This is a genomic window from Ignavibacteriales bacterium (genome assembly GCA_026390795.1).
GTDB lineage: Bacteria > Bacteroidota > Ignavibacteria > Ignavibacteriales > Melioribacteraceae > Fen-1258.
In genome coordinates this window covers 269164-286135 of sequence record JAPLFG010000001.1, presented here as the reverse complement: position 1 = coordinate 286135, position 16972 = coordinate 269164, and the positions used below count along the sequence as shown (strand labels likewise).

12 protein-coding genes and 1 tRNA gene are annotated in these 16972 nt (G+C 35.5%); 12 read left to right on the top strand and 1 reads right to left on the bottom strand.

All coding sequences use genetic code 11. The features are described 5' to 3' along the window. Positions 1-21 precede the first annotated feature (21 nt). Positions 22-103, bottom strand: a tRNA-Leu gene (locus tag NTX65_01160). 140 nt (positions 104-243) lie between these two features. Between NTX65_01160 and NTX65_01155 the strand changes: the two genes are divergently transcribed. The 12 genes from NTX65_01155 (at position 244) to NTX65_01100 (ending at position 16904) form a co-directional block, all read left to right on the top strand. Beyond that, positions 244-2145, top strand: a complete 1902-nt coding sequence (locus tag NTX65_01155) for a protein kinase (GenBank protein ID MCX6167921.1) — start codon at positions 244-246, stop codon at positions 2143-2145. Between the two features lie 8 nt (positions 2146-2153). Then, positions 2154-3419 carry a UDP-N-acetylglucosamine 1-carboxyvinyltransferase gene (gene murA, locus NTX65_01150; protein MCX6167920.1) on the top strand — a complete coding sequence of 422 codons (1266 nt, stop codon included), beginning with the start codon at positions 2154-2156 and terminating at the stop codon, positions 3417-3419. A 1-nt stretch (position 3420) separates the two neighbouring features. Continuing rightward, positions 3421-5640 carry a hypothetical protein gene (locus tag NTX65_01145; GenBank protein MCX6167919.1) on the top strand — a complete coding sequence of 740 codons (2220 nt, stop codon included), beginning with the start codon at positions 3421-3423 and terminating at the stop codon, positions 5638-5640. A 1-nt stretch (position 5641) separates the two neighbouring features. Beyond that, complete coding sequence (locus NTX65_01140; protein MCX6167918.1) at positions 5642-7051, top strand: CCA tRNA nucleotidyltransferase; 1410 nt, start codon at positions 5642-5644, stop codon at positions 7049-7051. A gap of 90 nt (positions 7052-7141) precedes the next feature. Beyond that, on the top strand, positions 7142-8488 hold the full coding sequence (locus NTX65_01135) for a TolC family protein (GenBank protein ID MCX6167917.1): 1347 nt from the start codon (positions 7142-7144) through the stop codon (positions 8486-8488). Positions 8489-8512: 24 nt separating this feature from the next. Further along, the gene (locus tag NTX65_01130) at positions 8513-9796 is read left to right on the top strand and encodes an efflux RND transporter periplasmic adaptor subunit (GenBank protein ID MCX6167916.1); all 1284 of its coding nucleotides are present in this window, start codon (positions 8513-8515) and stop codon (positions 9794-9796) included. Between the two features lie 27 nt (positions 9797-9823). Beyond that, positions 9824-10540, top strand: a complete 717-nt coding sequence (locus tag NTX65_01125; protein MCX6167915.1) for an ABC transporter ATP-binding protein — start codon at positions 9824-9826, stop codon at positions 10538-10540. Between the two features lie 10 nt (positions 10541-10550). Continuing rightward, on the top strand, positions 10551-11789 hold the full coding sequence (locus NTX65_01120; GenBank protein MCX6167914.1) for an ABC transporter permease: 1239 nt from the start codon (positions 10551-10553) through the stop codon (positions 11787-11789). After that, entirely contained in the window at positions 11789-13021 is a 1233-nt protein-coding gene (locus NTX65_01115) for an ABC transporter permease (protein ID MCX6167913.1), read from the top strand. The genes NTX65_01120 and NTX65_01115 overlap by 1 nt, the downstream gene beginning before the upstream one ends. 93 nt (positions 13022-13114) lie before the next feature. Beyond that, complete coding sequence (locus NTX65_01110; protein ID MCX6167912.1) at positions 13115-14344, top strand: ABC transporter permease; 1230 nt, start codon at positions 13115-13117, stop codon at positions 14342-14344. 92 nt (positions 14345-14436) lie between these two features. Then, positions 14437-15672, top strand: coding sequence for an ABC transporter permease (locus NTX65_01105; protein MCX6167911.1), 1236 nt, complete (start codon positions 14437-14439; stop codon positions 15670-15672). A 5-nt stretch (positions 15673-15677) separates the two neighbouring features. Further along, entirely contained in the window at positions 15678-16904 is a 1227-nt protein-coding gene (locus NTX65_01100) for an ABC transporter permease (protein ID MCX6167910.1), read from the top strand. Positions 16905-16972 lie beyond the last annotated feature (68 nt).

Here is a 16972-nt window from a genome sequence, read left to right as displayed (position 1 = left end):
TAATTTGTTAAATAAAGTTAGTGCGAGACGGGGGACTCGAACCCCCACATCTCTCGATACTAGATCCTAAGTCTAGCGCGTCTGCCAATTCCGCCAGTCTCGCATGTGTTTTGCAAATGGCTTGCAAAATTAGTCAAATGATTAGAGAAAACAAAAAAATAGGAAATCAAATTGAATAATTGATAAAACAATAAAAGGAAAAGGAGAATTTCTTATATTCTATTTCAAAAAACAGCATCTTATATGGAAAACCTAATAGGCAAGTCAATTGACAATTACAAAGTAGTTTCTGTGCTCGGTAAAGGTGGCATGGGAATTATTTATAAAGCGTACGATACCAAGTTAGATCGCTATGTAGCTATTAAGATGCTAAACTCACAAGTGAATGATAAAGAACGTTTCATTGAGCGTTTCAAACGAGAAGCTAAGAATCAAGCAAAATTATCGCATCCTAACATAGTTACGGTTTACGGATTTATTGAATACTCTGACCTACTTGGTATTGTTATGGAGTATGTTGAAGGAGAAAGTTTAGAAAAAGTAATTGAACGTCAGGGCAGATTTAATCTTTACGATGTAATTTATATAATAAAACAACTTCTTCTTGGAATCGGATACGCGCATTCAAAAGGTTTTGTCCATAGGGATATCAAACCATCTAATATTATCTTAAACAAAGAAGGCATTACCAAAATAATGGATTTTGGAATTTCGAAATCTTTGTTTGATAATAGTATGACGAAAACCGGATCTAAAATTGGTACTGTATATTATATGAGTCCGGAGCAAATCCGGAGTGAAGAAGTGACGAACCGCAGCGATATTTATTCAATAGGATGTACTGCGTATGAGATGATTGTAGGAGAACCTCCTTTTGATTTTCAAAGTGAGTATGAAGTTATGGATGCTCATTTGAAAAAAAACCCGCCACGTATTACAGATAAGATGGCAGGCATACCGGAAAGTGTCAATAAAATACTCTTGAAAGCATTAGAAAAAAATCCACTAAACCGGTACAATACTTGCGAAGAAATGTTTGCGGATGTTCAAGAACTTGATAATCAAGTTGCAAAATTAACGAGTTATTTTAAGCGAAATGAACCCAGATCTAAGAAGTATAAGATCTTTGCAGTTTCAGCTTTTGTAGGCTTTACTATTGTATTAATTGGATTATCTTATTTTGTATATCACCAAGTAAATAGTTTAATTACTTCAAATGAACTTGATAAGTTCAGAAAATACAGTATACAGCAATTGTTTGCCTCTGATGAATCAAAACACAAATTAAGCGAAATAACAAAAGTAGAATCCGGCATCCTCCGAAATTTAAACTCTATCTATGTTGTTGGAGATAAGTTTGCAGCTGCTGTCGGTGACTCGGGGCTAGTCCTTTCATCTGTTGATGGCGGAAACACTTGGACTAGAAATAATCTCGACAGCACAAAGACACTCAGTGATATTTACATCTTCCCAAGCGGCAAAACTTTGATTGTTGGTGATTCTTCCTCACTTTATTACAGTACCCACTTTATCGATTCACTTCGCTCGATTCCTTTAATTAAAGGTTTTACATTATTCAAAATAAAATTTATTGATGATTATACCGGGTTTATAACTGGGAATAAAGGTTTGATACTTAAAACAGTTAATGGTGGCAGTAGTTGGTTTAAAGTAAACACAAATACTGATGAAGTAATTTTCGATTTGTCATTTTTTAATTCCCGGAAGGGTATTGCGGTTGGTTGGAATGGAGTAATATTAAATACAAATAACGGCGGTGAAAGCTGGACTAAATCCACTGAACCAATTACTGATAACTATTTAAAATCTATTGATTTGATTAAAGATGGTTATGGTTTAATTGTAGGTGGCGATGGAACAGTTTTAAGAACTGTCAATTTTGGCAAAGATTGGGAAAAGAATAAATTAAATTCTGCCGGCGGATTCCAAAAAGTTAAATTTATTACTGATAACAATTCAATAATTATTGGAAGCCGCGGAACAATATTGATCTCAAAGAATAAAGGTGAAAGTTGGGATCTGGTAGATTCTCACTTCTACTCAAACATGAACGGTTTAGCTATTAGTTCGTACGGACAGGTATTTATAGTTGGTGTGAACGGTACGATTATGAAAATTCAATAAGGAATGCCTTGGATAAATTTGTAATACACGGCGGTAAAAAATTAAGCGGAAAGGTATCTGTTAGCGGTGCAAAAAATTCTGCCTTAGTCTTAATGCCTGCAACGCTTCTAAATTGTGGACTGAACGAAATTGATAATACACCGGAAGTGAATGATATTTACACTATGATTAAACTCCTAAATCAACTTGGCGTTGAGTCTTCGTTCGAAAATCATAAATTAATTCTGGATACCTCGAATATTACAAGTCAAATAGCTCCTTATGAACATGTAAAAAAAATGCGTGCTTCCGTATATGTTTTAGGACCATTGATTGCCCGGTTCGGATTTGCTAAAGTTTCTATGCCTGGTGGATGTGCATGGGGACCGAGACCCATAAATTTACATCTCGAGGCGATGAAAAAATTGGGAACTGAAATAAAATTAGAAGAAGGTTACATTATTGCGAATGCAATAAAACTCCATGGTGCTAAAATCCATTTTGATGTTTCATCTGTAGGTGCAACCGGAAATGCAATGATGGCGGCTACCTTGGCAAAAGGATCCACATTAATTACTAATGCTTCCATGGAGCCAGAAATTACACTTTTAGCAGACAGCTTAAAATTAATGGGAGCAAAGATTAACGGTATTGGTACAACAACAATTGAGATTGAAGGAGTTGATAATTTAGAACATTCGGTAATTCACAATATATCTGATCGAATTGAAGCCGGGACTTTGATAACTGCAGCCGCTATAACCAAGAGCAAAATTGAGTTGGAATATCGAGAACAATCTAATATTCAATCAGAACTATTCAAATTTGAGGAAAGTGGTGTTAAAATTAATTATAAGAATGATATACTGGAAGTAGATGCCATTAATCTTATCCCTAAGAGCAGAGATATAACAACATCTGTTTTTCCAGGTTTCCCCACAGATATGCAGGCTCAATGGATCGCATATATGTCCCTTGCGGATGGTACTTCAACCGTCACTGATTCGATCTATCATGATCGGTTTAGTCATGTTCCGGAATTGAACCGTCTCGGTGCCAATATTGAAGTCATTAATAACAGCGCAGTAGTAAAAGGGGTTACACAATTGAAGGGAGCAAAAGTAATGTCAACTGATCTTCGTGCAAGTGCATCTCTTGTATTAGGAGGATTAGCAGCTACCGGAACTACTGAAGTACTCCGCATTTATCATATTGATAGAGGCTACCAGCGCATCGAAGAGAAATTACGTTCATTAGGTGCGGATATTGAACGAACTACTACATCGGAATACTAAATTGAAGGTATTTCAAAAAGAAATTTATTTAGATATTGCCAGTGTTTATCTCCTTGTATTAATAATCATAAACATTTTACTTACAAAATTACCGCTAACAGGTACCATTGGATTTGAATTTGCTGCTATAAATGGAATATTACTTTTTTTATTCGGCGGATTAACTGCCCAATCAAAATTTAAAAAGAACAGTTATAAGAGCTTCTTAGAGTTGTTAAATAATAATAAAATTTTATTCTTGAGCTTTTTATTATTACCATTTCTAATCAGCCTGATACCAAGTTTATTTATTTCAAAATGCCCAATTATAGACGGTGTCTTATTCTTTTTTGTGATTACTATTCCATCATTTATTTTTGGATTAGTGACAGGATATTTCTCCTTTTCTGTAACGCCTAAATATGCTTTATTCTTTTTTTTAGTTCTTTTTTTTGTGATTCTCTTATCATCTCTGGTTGAATTTTTTCTTAATCCTCAAATTTATTTTTATAATCCAATATTCGGGTTTTATCCGGGTACAATCTATGACGAAGATTTATCAGTAGATAAATTGCTGATCGGTTATCGAATTTGTAATATTATCTTTTTCGTTGCAATGGTTTTAATTGCGAAGAGAATCTCTTCAAAAGTATTTTTCAAAAGAATTCTCATTTCTTCATCATTATTGATAATTGTCATCGCATTTATTTTTTTAAAACCAATTTTACATTTTGCCACGGATAAAAACCGTTTAGACAGAAATCTGAGTAAATCAATAACTACAGAACATTTCCATGTACATTTACCGGATTCTCTTAAAAACAAGGAAGCAATATTTGCTGCTCTTCTTAACGAGTATTACTTTGATCAACTGACAATCGAACTTAAATTTCATACTGACAAACAAAAAATCGATTCCTATATTTTTAGTAATAGAGATCAAAAGAGGGAACTTCTCGGGTCGGGAAATGCCGATATTGCCAAACCCTGGTTAAATCAAATTTACCTTAACTTTTCCAACTATGAAGGGAGCTTGAAGCATGAATTAGCGCATGTTATAGCTGCTAGAAGTGGAAAGAACATATTAAAAGTTGCAGAAAATTTTAATCCTTCAATGATTGAAGGATTCGCCATGGCTTTCGAGGACAACTACAATGGTAATCCAGTTCATTACATGGCAAAACTGGCAAATCAAGCCGGTTACAAAATCTCGATTGAAAAACTTTTTGAGGGACTCAACTTTTTTTCTAAGAATTCATCAATTTCGTATATCTATTGCGGATCATTTATTAAATATCTGGTAGATAAGTATGGTGTTGAAAAAATAAAAACACTTTACAGCAACACTGATTTTACCATGATCTATGGTAAAAACTTATCTGCTCTTGTTGTAGAGTATAACGATTTTCTGAAAATATATCAGATTAATGTTAACAATTCCAAAGCTCAACTTTACTTTGGCGGTACAACAATATTTAAAAAATTCTGTCCCCGCGTTGCTGGTGCGGAAGTAAAAAAAGCATGGAATTTATTCAATACAAAACGGATTAGTGACGCACTCAACCTATTTCAGAAAGTCTATAGCTACTCCAATTCCTATCAATCTTTAATTGGTATTATTGCATGTTATTCCAAAGAAAAAAAATATTCTGAAGCGGAAAAGGTTTTGAACGAACAATTAGTTAATTTTAAGAAGAGTCAGTATTTCTTTTATCTCGAACTTGCACTCGGTGATCTATTCATTGAAACAAATAGAAAATCCGACGCTGTTGCGGTTTACGACTCTTTGTTAAAGCAGAATCCCCACGTTGATTACACGAACGAAGTCTTGATTAGAAAGTCGATCCTTGAAGATGGAACCGATTCCTTGAAATCATTTTTCGATAAAAATGAAATCATGAAGTATGAAACTTTGTTGAGGCACAATGAGAAGGGAATTAAATATTATTCAATACCATCGTTATTGAGATTAGCCGAACGGTCAAATCAAGATATTATAAAATTAATCTCAGATTTGCGGAATAAATTACAGGTTACAGATTACGTCTCCAGTTATGCCGCACTTAAAATATCAATGAGTGCATTGAAGAATTTGGATTATGGACAAGCTCAATATTTTGCAGTACATTCATTCGATTTTAAGAAAGATGAGAATTCAAATCATCAGTTTGTGGAAAATTTGAGAATGGTAAACTGGTTTAAGAACAATGCCGATGGGATAAAAAAATTTAGTAATGAGTAAAATGAATTTTGAAGATCAGTTAAAAGAATATACATTTTTAAGAGAAGCATCAGTATTAGCTAGATCTCGTTCTGAAGAATTGTTTCTTATAGGTGGATTTGTTAGAGACATTGTCTTGCAACGATCTCGAAGCGAGATGGATTTTCTTGTCGTAGGAAGCGGACCTCAATTTGCTCAACAATTTGCAAACTCACTTGGTGTAAAAAACATTTCGATCTATAAAAATTTTGGTACTGCACATTTCATTTACGAAAATATATCACTTGAATTTGTAGGAGCACGTAAAGAATCATATTTAAGGGAGAGCAGAAACCCCATTGTTGAAATTGGAACTCTTGATGATGATATTAACCGGCGTGATTTTACAATAAATACTCTTGCGGTTTCATTAAATGAAGAAGACTTTGGAAAATTAATAGATAAGTTTAACGGCCTAATTGATATTGAAAATAAGTTAATCCGTACACCATTAGATCCTTTTCAAACATTTGATGACGATCCGCTTAGAATCATGCGTGCATTTAGGTTTGCTTCGCAACTAAATTTTATTATAGATAAATCGGTAATTGAAGCTGCCGGGTCAATGGCTGATCGTCTTACTATTGTATCTCAAGAAAGAATTACAGATGAGTTTATGAAAATTCTCGCCTCGCCAAAACCTTCGATCGGGTTGATAAATTTGTTCGAGAGCGGAGTGATGAAAGTAGTTTTTCCTGAAATACATAAATTGGCAGGAGTTGAACAAAGAAAAGATTTTCATCACAAGGATGTTTTTTACCATACTTGTATAGTAGTTGATAATATTGCCTCAGTGACCGAAAATATTTGGCTACGGTTTGCAGCTCTAGTTCATGATATTGCAAAACCTCAAACAAAAAGGTTTGTTGAGGGAACAGGCTGGACTTTTCACGGGCATGAAGAACTCGGTGCCCGTATGATGAAAACTATTTTCAACCGTATGAAACTTCCTTTGACAAAATTAGATTACATTGAAAAGCTAGTACGGCTTCACCTTCGTCCAATAGCATTAGTTGATGAAGTAGTTACCGATTCAGCAATACGCCGGTTAATTGTCTCTGCAGACGAAGATCTGGATGATTTGATAACGCTTTGTAGGGCAGATATAACAAGTAAAAATCCTTCAAAAGTTTCTCGCTATCTAGAGAACTACGAAATTGTAATGCAGAAGGTTAAGGATGTCAGAGAGAGAGATCAACTAAGAGCTTTTCAATCTCCGGTAAGAGGCGAGGAGATTATGAGAGTTTGCAATATACCTCCATCAAAATTAGTTGGCGAAATAAAGACCGCAATTGAAGAAGCCATTCTCGATGGTAAAATTGCAAACAACTATGAAGAATCATTTGAATATTTTTTAAGAATAAAAGATGACTTTCTTCATAAGAATCAATAAACAAGTTTGTATTTTTAATTTGTAACTTTTTTACAGTAGACTACGTCTTAATAAACAATAAACCACAATTGTTCTCAAAAGGAGAAACGGATGAAACGAATTTCAATATTGCTCATTGTCTTGATGATTGCCTTACCGACTTTCGCTCAGAAGAAATTAACACTTCAAGAAGCAATATCAATTGCGCTTCAAAAAAATACTACTCTTATTAAGTCTAAGAACAATCTTACGAACAGTGAATCACAACTTAAAAATGCCTACGGTGAATTGGCCCCAAGTCTTGGTGCTGGCGCTCAATTCAACTGGCAAAGAATAACTGATAAGGGTGGCATTCAAAGAGATTTTTTCGGCAATGCTACCGAAATTCCAGCGTCCACTACCGAGAATAGATATTATAATGTAGGTCTAAGTGGAAATGTTATGCTATTCAATGGATTAGCAAATTATGCTGCTATTTCTCAAAGTAAAGATAATTTACATGCAAGTGAATATAACATATCGAAAATAAAACAGAATATTGTGTACACAACAACAGATTATTTTTACATCGTTTTGAATGCTGAGGAATTGCTTTCGGTAAGGGAAGAAAATGTGAAATATTTTCAGAAACTTTACGAGACTGTTCAAGAAAGAAACCGTTTAGGATCTGTTACACTTGCCGATGTTTACACCGCTCAGGTTCAATTGGGTAATGCAGAACTTCTTCAAATTCAGACACAAAATATTTATGAATCGTCGAAAGCTTCTCTTCTAAACTACCTTGCTTTGAATGTCTTAGAAGAATATGTGCTGGTTGATCCGTTTGAGGGGAAAAAAGTAGTTGATTCTGATACCTATTTGAAAGATTTCGATGATATTCAAACTATGGTAAATACTGCTTTAGATAAACGTTTTGATTATAAGAGCCAGCAATTGACTCTTAGTGCTGCTGAAAGTGGTTTAACGATTGCAAGGAGTGGTCTGTATCCATCATTAAGTGGAAATTATTCTTATGGAACAAGTGCTGTTACAACTGGCGACCTTTTTAATAGAAAAAGTTTTTCAATTGGACTCTCTTTAAATATTCCAATATTCTCTAACTTTAGCACTGAATCTCAAATTCAATTTGCAAGAGTTACCGAGTTGAATGCAAGAGAAGATCTTTCTGCGTTAGAAAGACAAATCAAAATTGAGATCAAGCAAACTTATTTAGATTTAGTTGCCGCTAAAAAAAGTCTAGATGTTGCAACAAAAAATGTTGCTGCTGCCGAAGAAACCCGGAAGATCAATCAAGAAAGATATAATCTTGGTTCTGCTACTTTACTCGATGTTCTTCAAGCAAGCAGAGATTATCAAGATGCTCTAAGTAACAAGATTAATGCTGGATATGATTTCTATCGCCAGCACGATAAATTGAATAATGCTATCGGAAGATTAGATTTTTCAAAATTTGAATAAAATTACATTAAGGAGTTAAATACAATGGCTAATGGGAAAAAATCGAAAAAGAAACTTTTTATTTTCGGCGGATTAGGACTTCTTCTGCTTGTAGTTCTTCTGCTGGTGATTTTCAGCGGCAGTAAGGAAGAAGTCGTTGTAGTTCAGACAGAAAAAGTTGAGAAGAGAAATATTACTCAAGTGGTTTCTGCTACGGGAAAAATTAATCCTGTTTATCAAGTTAAAATTAGTGCAGAAGCAACCGGAGAAGTCGTTGATCTGCCGGTTCGGGAAGGAGATGTAGTTAGAAAAGGGCAACTTCTTCTTAGAATAAAACCGGATAATTATGAAGCTCAAAAAAATAGCGCAGATGCACGGTTGGCACAATCAAAATCTTCCTTATCATCAACAAAAGCTCAGCTTGATAAGGTTGAATCTGATTATAAACGAGTCCAGGAACTAGCACAGAAGAAATTAGCAAGTGACTCTGAACTTGAAACAGCAAAATCTACTTATCTTCAGACTCTTGGAAATTACGAAGCAATGAAATCCGGAGTTGTACAGGCTGAAGCTTCTTTAAAAGACGCTATTACAAATCTAAATAAAACAATTGTCTACTCGCCATTAAATGGTACTATAAGCAAACGCAATATAGATCTCAGTGAAAGAGTTTTGGGCAGCGGATTCAGTCCCGGTACCGAAATGTTAACTGTTGCGGATCTAAGCAAAATGGAAGCTACCGTAAGTGTTGATGAAAATGATGTTGTACTAATTTCCGTTGGAGATACCGCAAAAATCCATGTTGATGCGTTCACAGACAGAACTTTCACAGGTGTAGTAACTCAAATAGGTAATAGTGCAATAACACAGGGTCTGGGAACTCAAGACGAAGTGGTAAACTTTGAGGTAAAGATTTTAATTATAAATCCGGAGAATAAAATTAGACCGGGAATGTCTTGCGATGCTGATATTCAAACAGAAAAGAAAGAAAATGTATTGTCTGTTCCAATCCAAAGCGTTACAGCTCGTGTTGCTAAAGAAGCAGTGATGGATCCGTCTCAGGCTAATGATCAAGCAGCAATTGACGCTAAAGCAAAAAAAGATAGAAACAACAAACCAAAAGAAGTTGTTTTTATTAACCAAGATAATAAAGCTAAAATGCTGGAAGTAAAAACCGGAATTAGTGACGATACGTATATTGAAATTGTTAGCGGCTTAAAAGGAAATGAAAATGTTGTTAGCGGTCCGTACAGAGCTATCTCAAAAGAATTGGAAGATGGTTCAAAAATATCGATGCAGCCAAAACGTGCAGGAACAGAGAAAAAGTAAATCACAAAGAACGGAACTAAAATGAACATCATTAATATTGAACATATAGCAAAAATATATCAGGTAGGCAGTGAAGAAGTGCACGCTCTTAGAGATGTTTCTCTGAAGATAAACAAGAATGAATACGTCGCAATCATGGGCCCATCCGGTTCCGGTAAATCAACTTTGATGAATATATTAGGTTGTTTGGATACGCCAACAAAAGGTCTCTATGATTTTAAAGGTACTAATGTCAGTCAAATGAATGATAATGAGCTTGCAGCGATTAGAAATAAAGAGATTGGTTTTGTATTTCAAACTTTTAATTTACTTCCAAGATCGGATGCACTACATAATGTTGAACTGCCGATGATTTATGCAGGCGTATCATCTTCTGATAGAAAAGAAAGAGCAAGACTTGCTTTAGAACACGTTGGATTATCAGATCGTATTCATCACAAACCAAATGAACTTTCCGGCGGACAGCGGCAACGTGTAGCAATTGCCCGCGCTCTTGTAACAGCTCCTGCAATAATCCTTGCGGATGAACCTACCGGTAACCTGGATACAAAAACCGGAGAAGATATCATGGCACTATTCAATGAAATTTATGAACAGGGCAACACGATAATACTTGTAACGCACGAAGAATACATTGCCGAACATGCAGCAAGAATTATAAGGTTACGAGATGGATTGATAGAGAGAGATGAAGAAGTGACTAAAAGATATGTGCCAAAGAAAAACGGCGCATCCAAATCATAAAGGTTGCAAAATGAAAAATTATTTATTTGAATTGAAAGAGGGGTTACTGATTTCTCTAAGAGCAATCCGGGCTAATAAAGTCCGGGCGGTCTTAACAACTCTGGGGATTGTAATAGGCATTGCTTCTGTTGTTCTAATGTCTACGGCAATTAAAGGAATTGATAACGCATTTCAAAAAGGTGTAGCTTCTCTCGGTTCAGATAACCTTTACATTGACAAATGGCAATGGTTTAATAATGATATACCGTTTTGGCAAATGCGCAACCGCAGAAATATTACGTTAGCTGATTATAAAAGGTATAAAGAACTTGCCAAACTTCCTGCTGCTTCTGCACCAACTGTTTGGTCAAATCAAACAATAAAACAGAAAGAACATTCTGTTGAATTCATACTAGTTCAGGGAACAACAGATGAGTATATCAATACAACCAACTTAAATTTTAGTGAAGGAAGGTTCTTCAATGAAATAGAAAGTAATGGTGGTAGAGAAGTCTGCGTACTTGGAAGTGAAGTAGCAAAGAAATTATTTCCACTTGGCAGCGCTTTAGATAATGATGTAAAAATAAAGGGGCACAAATTTAAAGTTATCGGCGTCCTTGCAGAGCAGGGATCATGGGTAATGGGAAATTTTAATCCGGATAACCAGGCATTTATACCAATACAAAATATTTTTAAGTATTTCCAAAGTGAAAATTTTAGAAGCGTCACTTTTAATGTCCGCGCTCCAAATAGTCAGATGGTTGATGCAGTAAAAGAAGAAGCTGTTGGCATTATGAGAAGAGTACGCGGTTTAAAATACAATGAAGAAAACGACTTCTCAATTAACCAGCAGGAAGCTTTACTAAAAACAATTAATCAAACTGTAGGTGTAATTCAAATAGCGGGATTGTTTATCACAGGATTGTCCTTATTCGTTGGTGCAATTGGAATTATGAACATCATGTTTGTTTCGGTAAAAGAAAGAACCAGAGAAATCGGTATCCGCAAAGCGATTGGAGCCAAAAAAAGATCAATACTTGGACAGTTTATTTTCGAATCTGCGATAATTTGTTTGATCGGTGGAATGATTGGGTTAGTAATAGCAATAATATTGAGTCTTATCATTAATCAATTCCTCCCTACCTCTGTTCAGGCAGATGCATTCATCCTGGCAATTGTAATATCAATTTTAACCGGAGTACTTTCCGGATTTGCGCCGGCTTACACAGCGGCTAAATTAGATCCTGTTGAAGCATTGAGGTATGAGTAATGAAATTTATTGAAGTAATAAAAGTTGCACTTTCATCATTACGTACAAATAGATTGCGTTCTTTATTAACCATTCTTGGTATTATAGTCGGAATTTTTTCAATTATTACAATAAGTACAGTAATTGAAATGCTGCAGAAAAGTATCGAAGATGGTATTTCCCAACTTGGTCAGAATACTTTTCAGATCCAAAAATTTCCAGCTATTAATACAGGCGGACCGGCTGAACGGGCAAAATTCAGAAACCGCCCGGATATTACTCTAGATGAATACTACCGATTGAAAGCTAAACTTGTTGAAGCAAAATCGGTCGGTGCCGAACAATGGAATTTCGGAAAACAGATTAAGGTTGGTAATAAAGAAACAAATCCAAATGTTCAAGTCTCGGGTTGCACCTTAGAAGCATTTCCAAATAATAAATGGGTTGTTGATGATGGTCGTGGTTTCAGTGAAAGAGATGTTCAACGGTATGAAAATTATATAATACTTGGTGCCGATGTAGCAAAAAAACTTTTTCCAAATATGAGTGCGGTTGATGAAGTGGTCACTATGGATGGTCATAAATTGCGGGTGATTGGTGTCCTCGAAGCGCAAGGTGCAGTATTCGGTCAAAGCCAGGATAATTTTGCGATTCTTCCGATTACGACATATCAGAATTTTTATGGTAAAAGGAATAACAGTATCAATATTACCGTAATGACGAAGGATAAAGAATCTTACAATGATGTAATGGAAATTTCAGAAGGTTATTTCAGGACTATCAGAGGTTTGAAAGCGGGTGAAGAAAATAATTTTGATTTCAGATCAAATGAACAGATGCTAACACAAATAAATCAGATTACTTCTGGGGTACGTATTGGTTCCATTGTTATTGGAGCAATCGCTCTGCTTGCGGCCGGCGTTGGAATAATGAATATTATGCTGGTATCAGTTACAGAAAGAACCCGTGAAATAGGAATACGAAAAGCGATCGGTGCAAAAAAAATAAATATACTCTTTCAATTCCTAACCGAATCTGTTACCCTTAGCCTCCTTGGCGGTATTGCTGGAATAATACTTGGCGTTATTGTGGGAAATTTAGCAGGTTCATTCTTAAAAGCATCTGCCGTAATTCCAATAGACTGGGTAATGATTGGAGTTATGTTGTGCGTCGTTATTGGTGTAAGCTTTGGAACTTATCCTGCTTACAAAGCTTCTAGCCTTGATCCTATAGAAGCTCTGCGGTACGAATAAATTCTGTTTTTAAAACATGCTATGATTACGGCTCTGGTTTAGAGCTGAAATATAATTTCATTTTGCAATTTGAATAAGCATGGAGATGATTGTATGAGAATTTTAGAAATTATTAAAATTGCCATTGCTTCTCTCCGGACAAACAAACTAAGGTCTTCGCTAACTATATTAGGTATTATAGTCGGTATCTTTTCTATTATTGCAATCAGCACCATAATTGAAATGCTTCAGAAAAGCATTCAAGAAGGTGTCTCGATGCTGGGGCAGAATACATTTCAAATTCAGAAATTTCCAGTCTTCAATAATGGTCCGAATGATCGAGCGCGTTTTAGAAACCGTCCAGATATAACTCTTGAAGAATATTATGAATTGAAAGCAAAACTTGTGGAAGCCAAATATGTTGGAGCCGAACAATGGAATTTTGGTAAACTAATAAAAGTTGGCAACAGAGAGACAAATCCAAATATTCAAATTGCCGGAACTACACCTGAAGCATTTCCAAATAATAAATGGACTGTGGAAGACGGGCGGGCCTTCAACGATCGTGATGTTCAACGCTACGAAGATATTGTGGTTATTGGAGCGGATATCGCTAAAAAATTGTTCCCCAACTTTAGTGCGGTTGATCAAGTTGTTACCATGGATGGGCATAAGTTAAAAATAATCGGTGTTCTCGAATCTCAAGGCGGAGCTTTTGGTCAGAGTCAGGATAACTTTGCAGTGATCCCGATAACTACATTTCAAAATTATTACGGCAGACATACTAGAAGTATTAATATAACTGTAATGGGAAAAGATGATGAAACTTATAAAGAGCTTATTGATGTAGCATCAGGATACTTACGAATTATTAGAAAAGTACCGGCTGGGGAACCGGATAATTTTGAAATCTTTTCAAATGAATCTATGCTGACACAAATAAATACAATTACTTCCGGAGTTCGTATTGGCTCAATTGTAATTGCCGCTATTGCTCTTCTTGCAGCCGGAGTTGGAATAATGAATATCATGCTGGTCTCTGTTACGGAAAGAACTCGTGAAATCGGAATTAGAAAAGCTATCGGCGCAAAAAAACTAAATATATTAATACAATTTCTAACAGAAGCCGTTACTCTGAGTTTGTTGGGAGGACTAATTGGAATAATCTTAGGTGTACTTGTTGGAAATCTAGCAGGTTCATTCCTAAAAGCCACAGCCGTTCTTCCGTTAGACTGGATAATTATAGGCGTATTACTTTGCGTTATTATTGGGGTAACTTTCGGTACATATCCGGCATATAAAGCATCCAACTTAGACCCGATTGATGCATTGCGATACGAATGATTTTTTTCCATAAAATAATTTTTTTCATTTTGCGTGACCAATTATTTTATTTTAAAATTGCATTTCAATCTTCATAATGAATATTTTAGAGTATGAAAATATTCATCGTTGAATTTCGCGAAATCCTTCTAATTGCTTTTACAGCAATACGATCGAACAAACTTCGTTCCATATTAACTACACTTGGAATTATTATCGGTATAGTGGCGGTTACAACAATGTCTACAGCAATGGTCGGTCTCCGTGAAGCATTTATTTCAAGCATCTCCTCGTTTGGAAGCGATGTTCTTTATGTTGATAAATATCCTTGGTTCGCAATGGGAGATTGGGCTCAATTTCGTAATAGAAAAGATATTACTTATGAACAGTATGAAAAATTGCGAGGCATACTTAAAAACTACGAAGCCATGGCTCCAAGTAAAAGTTCTTTTGGAGCTACGATCAAACGTAAAGAAAAATCCGTTCAATCTACTTTGGTTTATGGTACGACTGAAGATTATCAAAAAACTGGAAATGTAAATCCTGAACAAGGTAGATTTTTGACTGATCTTGACGTACGAGCCGGAAGAAGAGTATGTGTTATTGGAAAAGATATTGCGAATGAGCTTTTTCCTGTAGAAAGTCCTATTAATAATGAAATAAAAGTTAATAATATTCCGATGCAGGTTATTGGTGTTCTGGAAAAACAAGGCAGCGGTATGATGGGTTCATTCAGTATGGATGGTCAAATAATAATGCCGTTAAAGACTTTTGAAACTGTGATCAGCAATAGACATCAAAGATTAAGGATAGATATCAAGATCGGTGATGTTGATAAAATTCCGGATGCAAGAGAAGAGATAATCGCTGCGATGCGTATTATCAGAAAAGTCCCATTTAATAAACCGGATGACTTTGCAATCAATCAGCAGGAAGCGCTGAAAGATATGTATGATAAAACTATTGGGGTTGTTGGAATAGCGGGTATTGTTATTACGGCACTTTCATTATTTGTAGGTGCAATTGGAATAATGAATATAATGTTCGTTTCAGTAACTGAAAGGACGAAAGAGATTGGAGTAAGAAAAGCGATTGGCGCTAAAACGTGGTCAATTCTTCTTCAATTTTTGACAGAATCCGCCTTACTGTGTCTCATGGGTGGAATTATAGGATTAATGATTTCATTTCCGCTTAGCCTTATCATCAACCAATTTTTACCAACCGCGATGCCTTTCGATGTTGTTCTAATTGCTCTACTTATTTCTGCTATGGTCGGAATTATTTCCGGTTTTTTACCTGCATGGAAAGCATCGAGGCTCAACCCGGTTGATTCATTACGGTACGAGTAAATAGTATGCAAATTTTTGAAAGTATAAAACTCGCTCTTAGTTCTATCATTGCTAATAAACTAAGATCATCTCTTACGTTGTTAGGAATAACGGTCGGACTCTTCTCGATTATTATCGTAATGACAGCCATTGGCGCAATCCAACAAAGTTTTGAAGATATTTTTAATTCGATTGGATCAAATAATTTTATTGTAAGTAAATGGCCGGCAATTCAACTTGGCCCGCATGATCGTAGCCGTAATCATAATCGTAAAAATATAACTGTTAAGGAAGCAGAGAAGTTGAAAGAGATTACAACTCTTCCTGTAGCTGTTGGGGTTTCCGTTAGCCGAGGTGGTACAACATTAAAATATAACAACATTAAAACCAATCCTAATGTCGGTATTGCAGGAGTAAATCAAGATCTTTTTATTGCGAGAGATTTAAAAATCGGTGAGGGGAGGAACTTATCTAAAGCTGATTATGATTATTCACGTCCCACTGTTGTTATAGGAACGGATATCTCAGAAAAATTCTTCAAAAGCATTTCACCTATCGGACAGCAAATTAAAATAGATAATTTCAATTTTGAAATTGCAGGTGTATTTGAAAAACGTGGATCAATATTTGGTCAGTCCCAGGACAACTTTGTTGCAATACCGCTTGGCACTTTTGAAAAAATTTTTGGCACCGAGCGAAGCGCTTCTATAATTATTATGTGCAAGAATAAAGAGCTAATAGAAAAAACTACGGATGAAGTTATAGGTGCTTTAAGAAAAATTAGAAAAGTCCCGAGCGGAGCAGAGAATGATTTTGAGATTGTTACGAATGAACAGCTAATACAGCAGTTTAACGATCTCACTAAATATTTCAAACTTGGCGCCGCAGTAATAGCATTTATCGCTCTTCTAGCCGCTGGAATTGGTATTATGAATATTATGCTTGTAAGCGTAACTGAGCGTACACGCGAAATTGGAATTCGTAAAGCCATAGGAGCCAAAAGAAAATCAATTCTAACTCAATTTGTTGTTGAAGCAGTTTCACTCAGCTGGTTCGGTGGATTGATTGGAATTTTCCTTGGTGTGATGGGCGGGAATTTAGTTGCATTACAGCTAGGTGTCGCTATTGTTCTTCCAATCGATTGGATTATCATTGGATTAATACTCACTACTTTTGTCGGAGTTGTTTTTGGAGTTTATCCGGCAATTAAGGCATCTAACCTAGACCCGATAGAAGCTTTAAGATACGAGTAAATTATTAGTGTGTTGAATTAAATGGAGTATCGGTTTAGATTATTTCTACAAAATTTACTAAAGCTAAT

Excerpts from the sequence above, each read along its gene's own strand:
- NTX65_01120 (MCX6167914.1), top strand. The coding sequence starts at position 10,551 with ATGAAAAATTATTTATTTGAATTGAAAGAGGGGTTACTGATTTCTCTA.
- NTX65_01115 (MCX6167913.1), top strand. The coding sequence starts at position 11,789 with ATGAAATTTATTGAAGTAATAAAAGTTGCACTTTCATCATTACGTACA.
- NTX65_01110 (MCX6167912.1), top strand. The coding sequence starts at position 13,115 with ATGAGAATTTTAGAAATTATTAAAATTGCCATTGCTTCTCTCCGGACA.
- NTX65_01140 (MCX6167918.1), top strand. The coding sequence starts at position 5,642 with ATGAATTTTGAAGATCAGTTAAAAGAATATACATTTTTAAGAGAAGCA.
- NTX65_01100 (MCX6167910.1), top strand. The coding sequence starts at position 15,678 with ATGCAAATTTTTGAAAGTATAAAACTCGCTCTTAGTTCTATCATTGCT.
- NTX65_01130 (MCX6167916.1), top strand. The coding sequence starts at position 8,513 with ATGGCTAATGGGAAAAAATCGAAAAAGAAACTTTTTATTTTCGGCGGA.
- NTX65_01105 (MCX6167911.1), top strand. The coding sequence starts at position 14,437 with ATGAAAATATTCATCGTTGAATTTCGCGAAATCCTTCTAATTGCTTTT.
- NTX65_01155 (MCX6167921.1), top strand. The coding sequence starts at position 244 with ATGGAAAACCTAATAGGCAAGTCAATTGACAATTACAAAGTAGTTTCT.
- NTX65_01135 (MCX6167917.1), top strand. The coding sequence starts at position 7,142 with ATGAAACGAATTTCAATATTGCTCATTGTCTTGATGATTGCCTTACCG.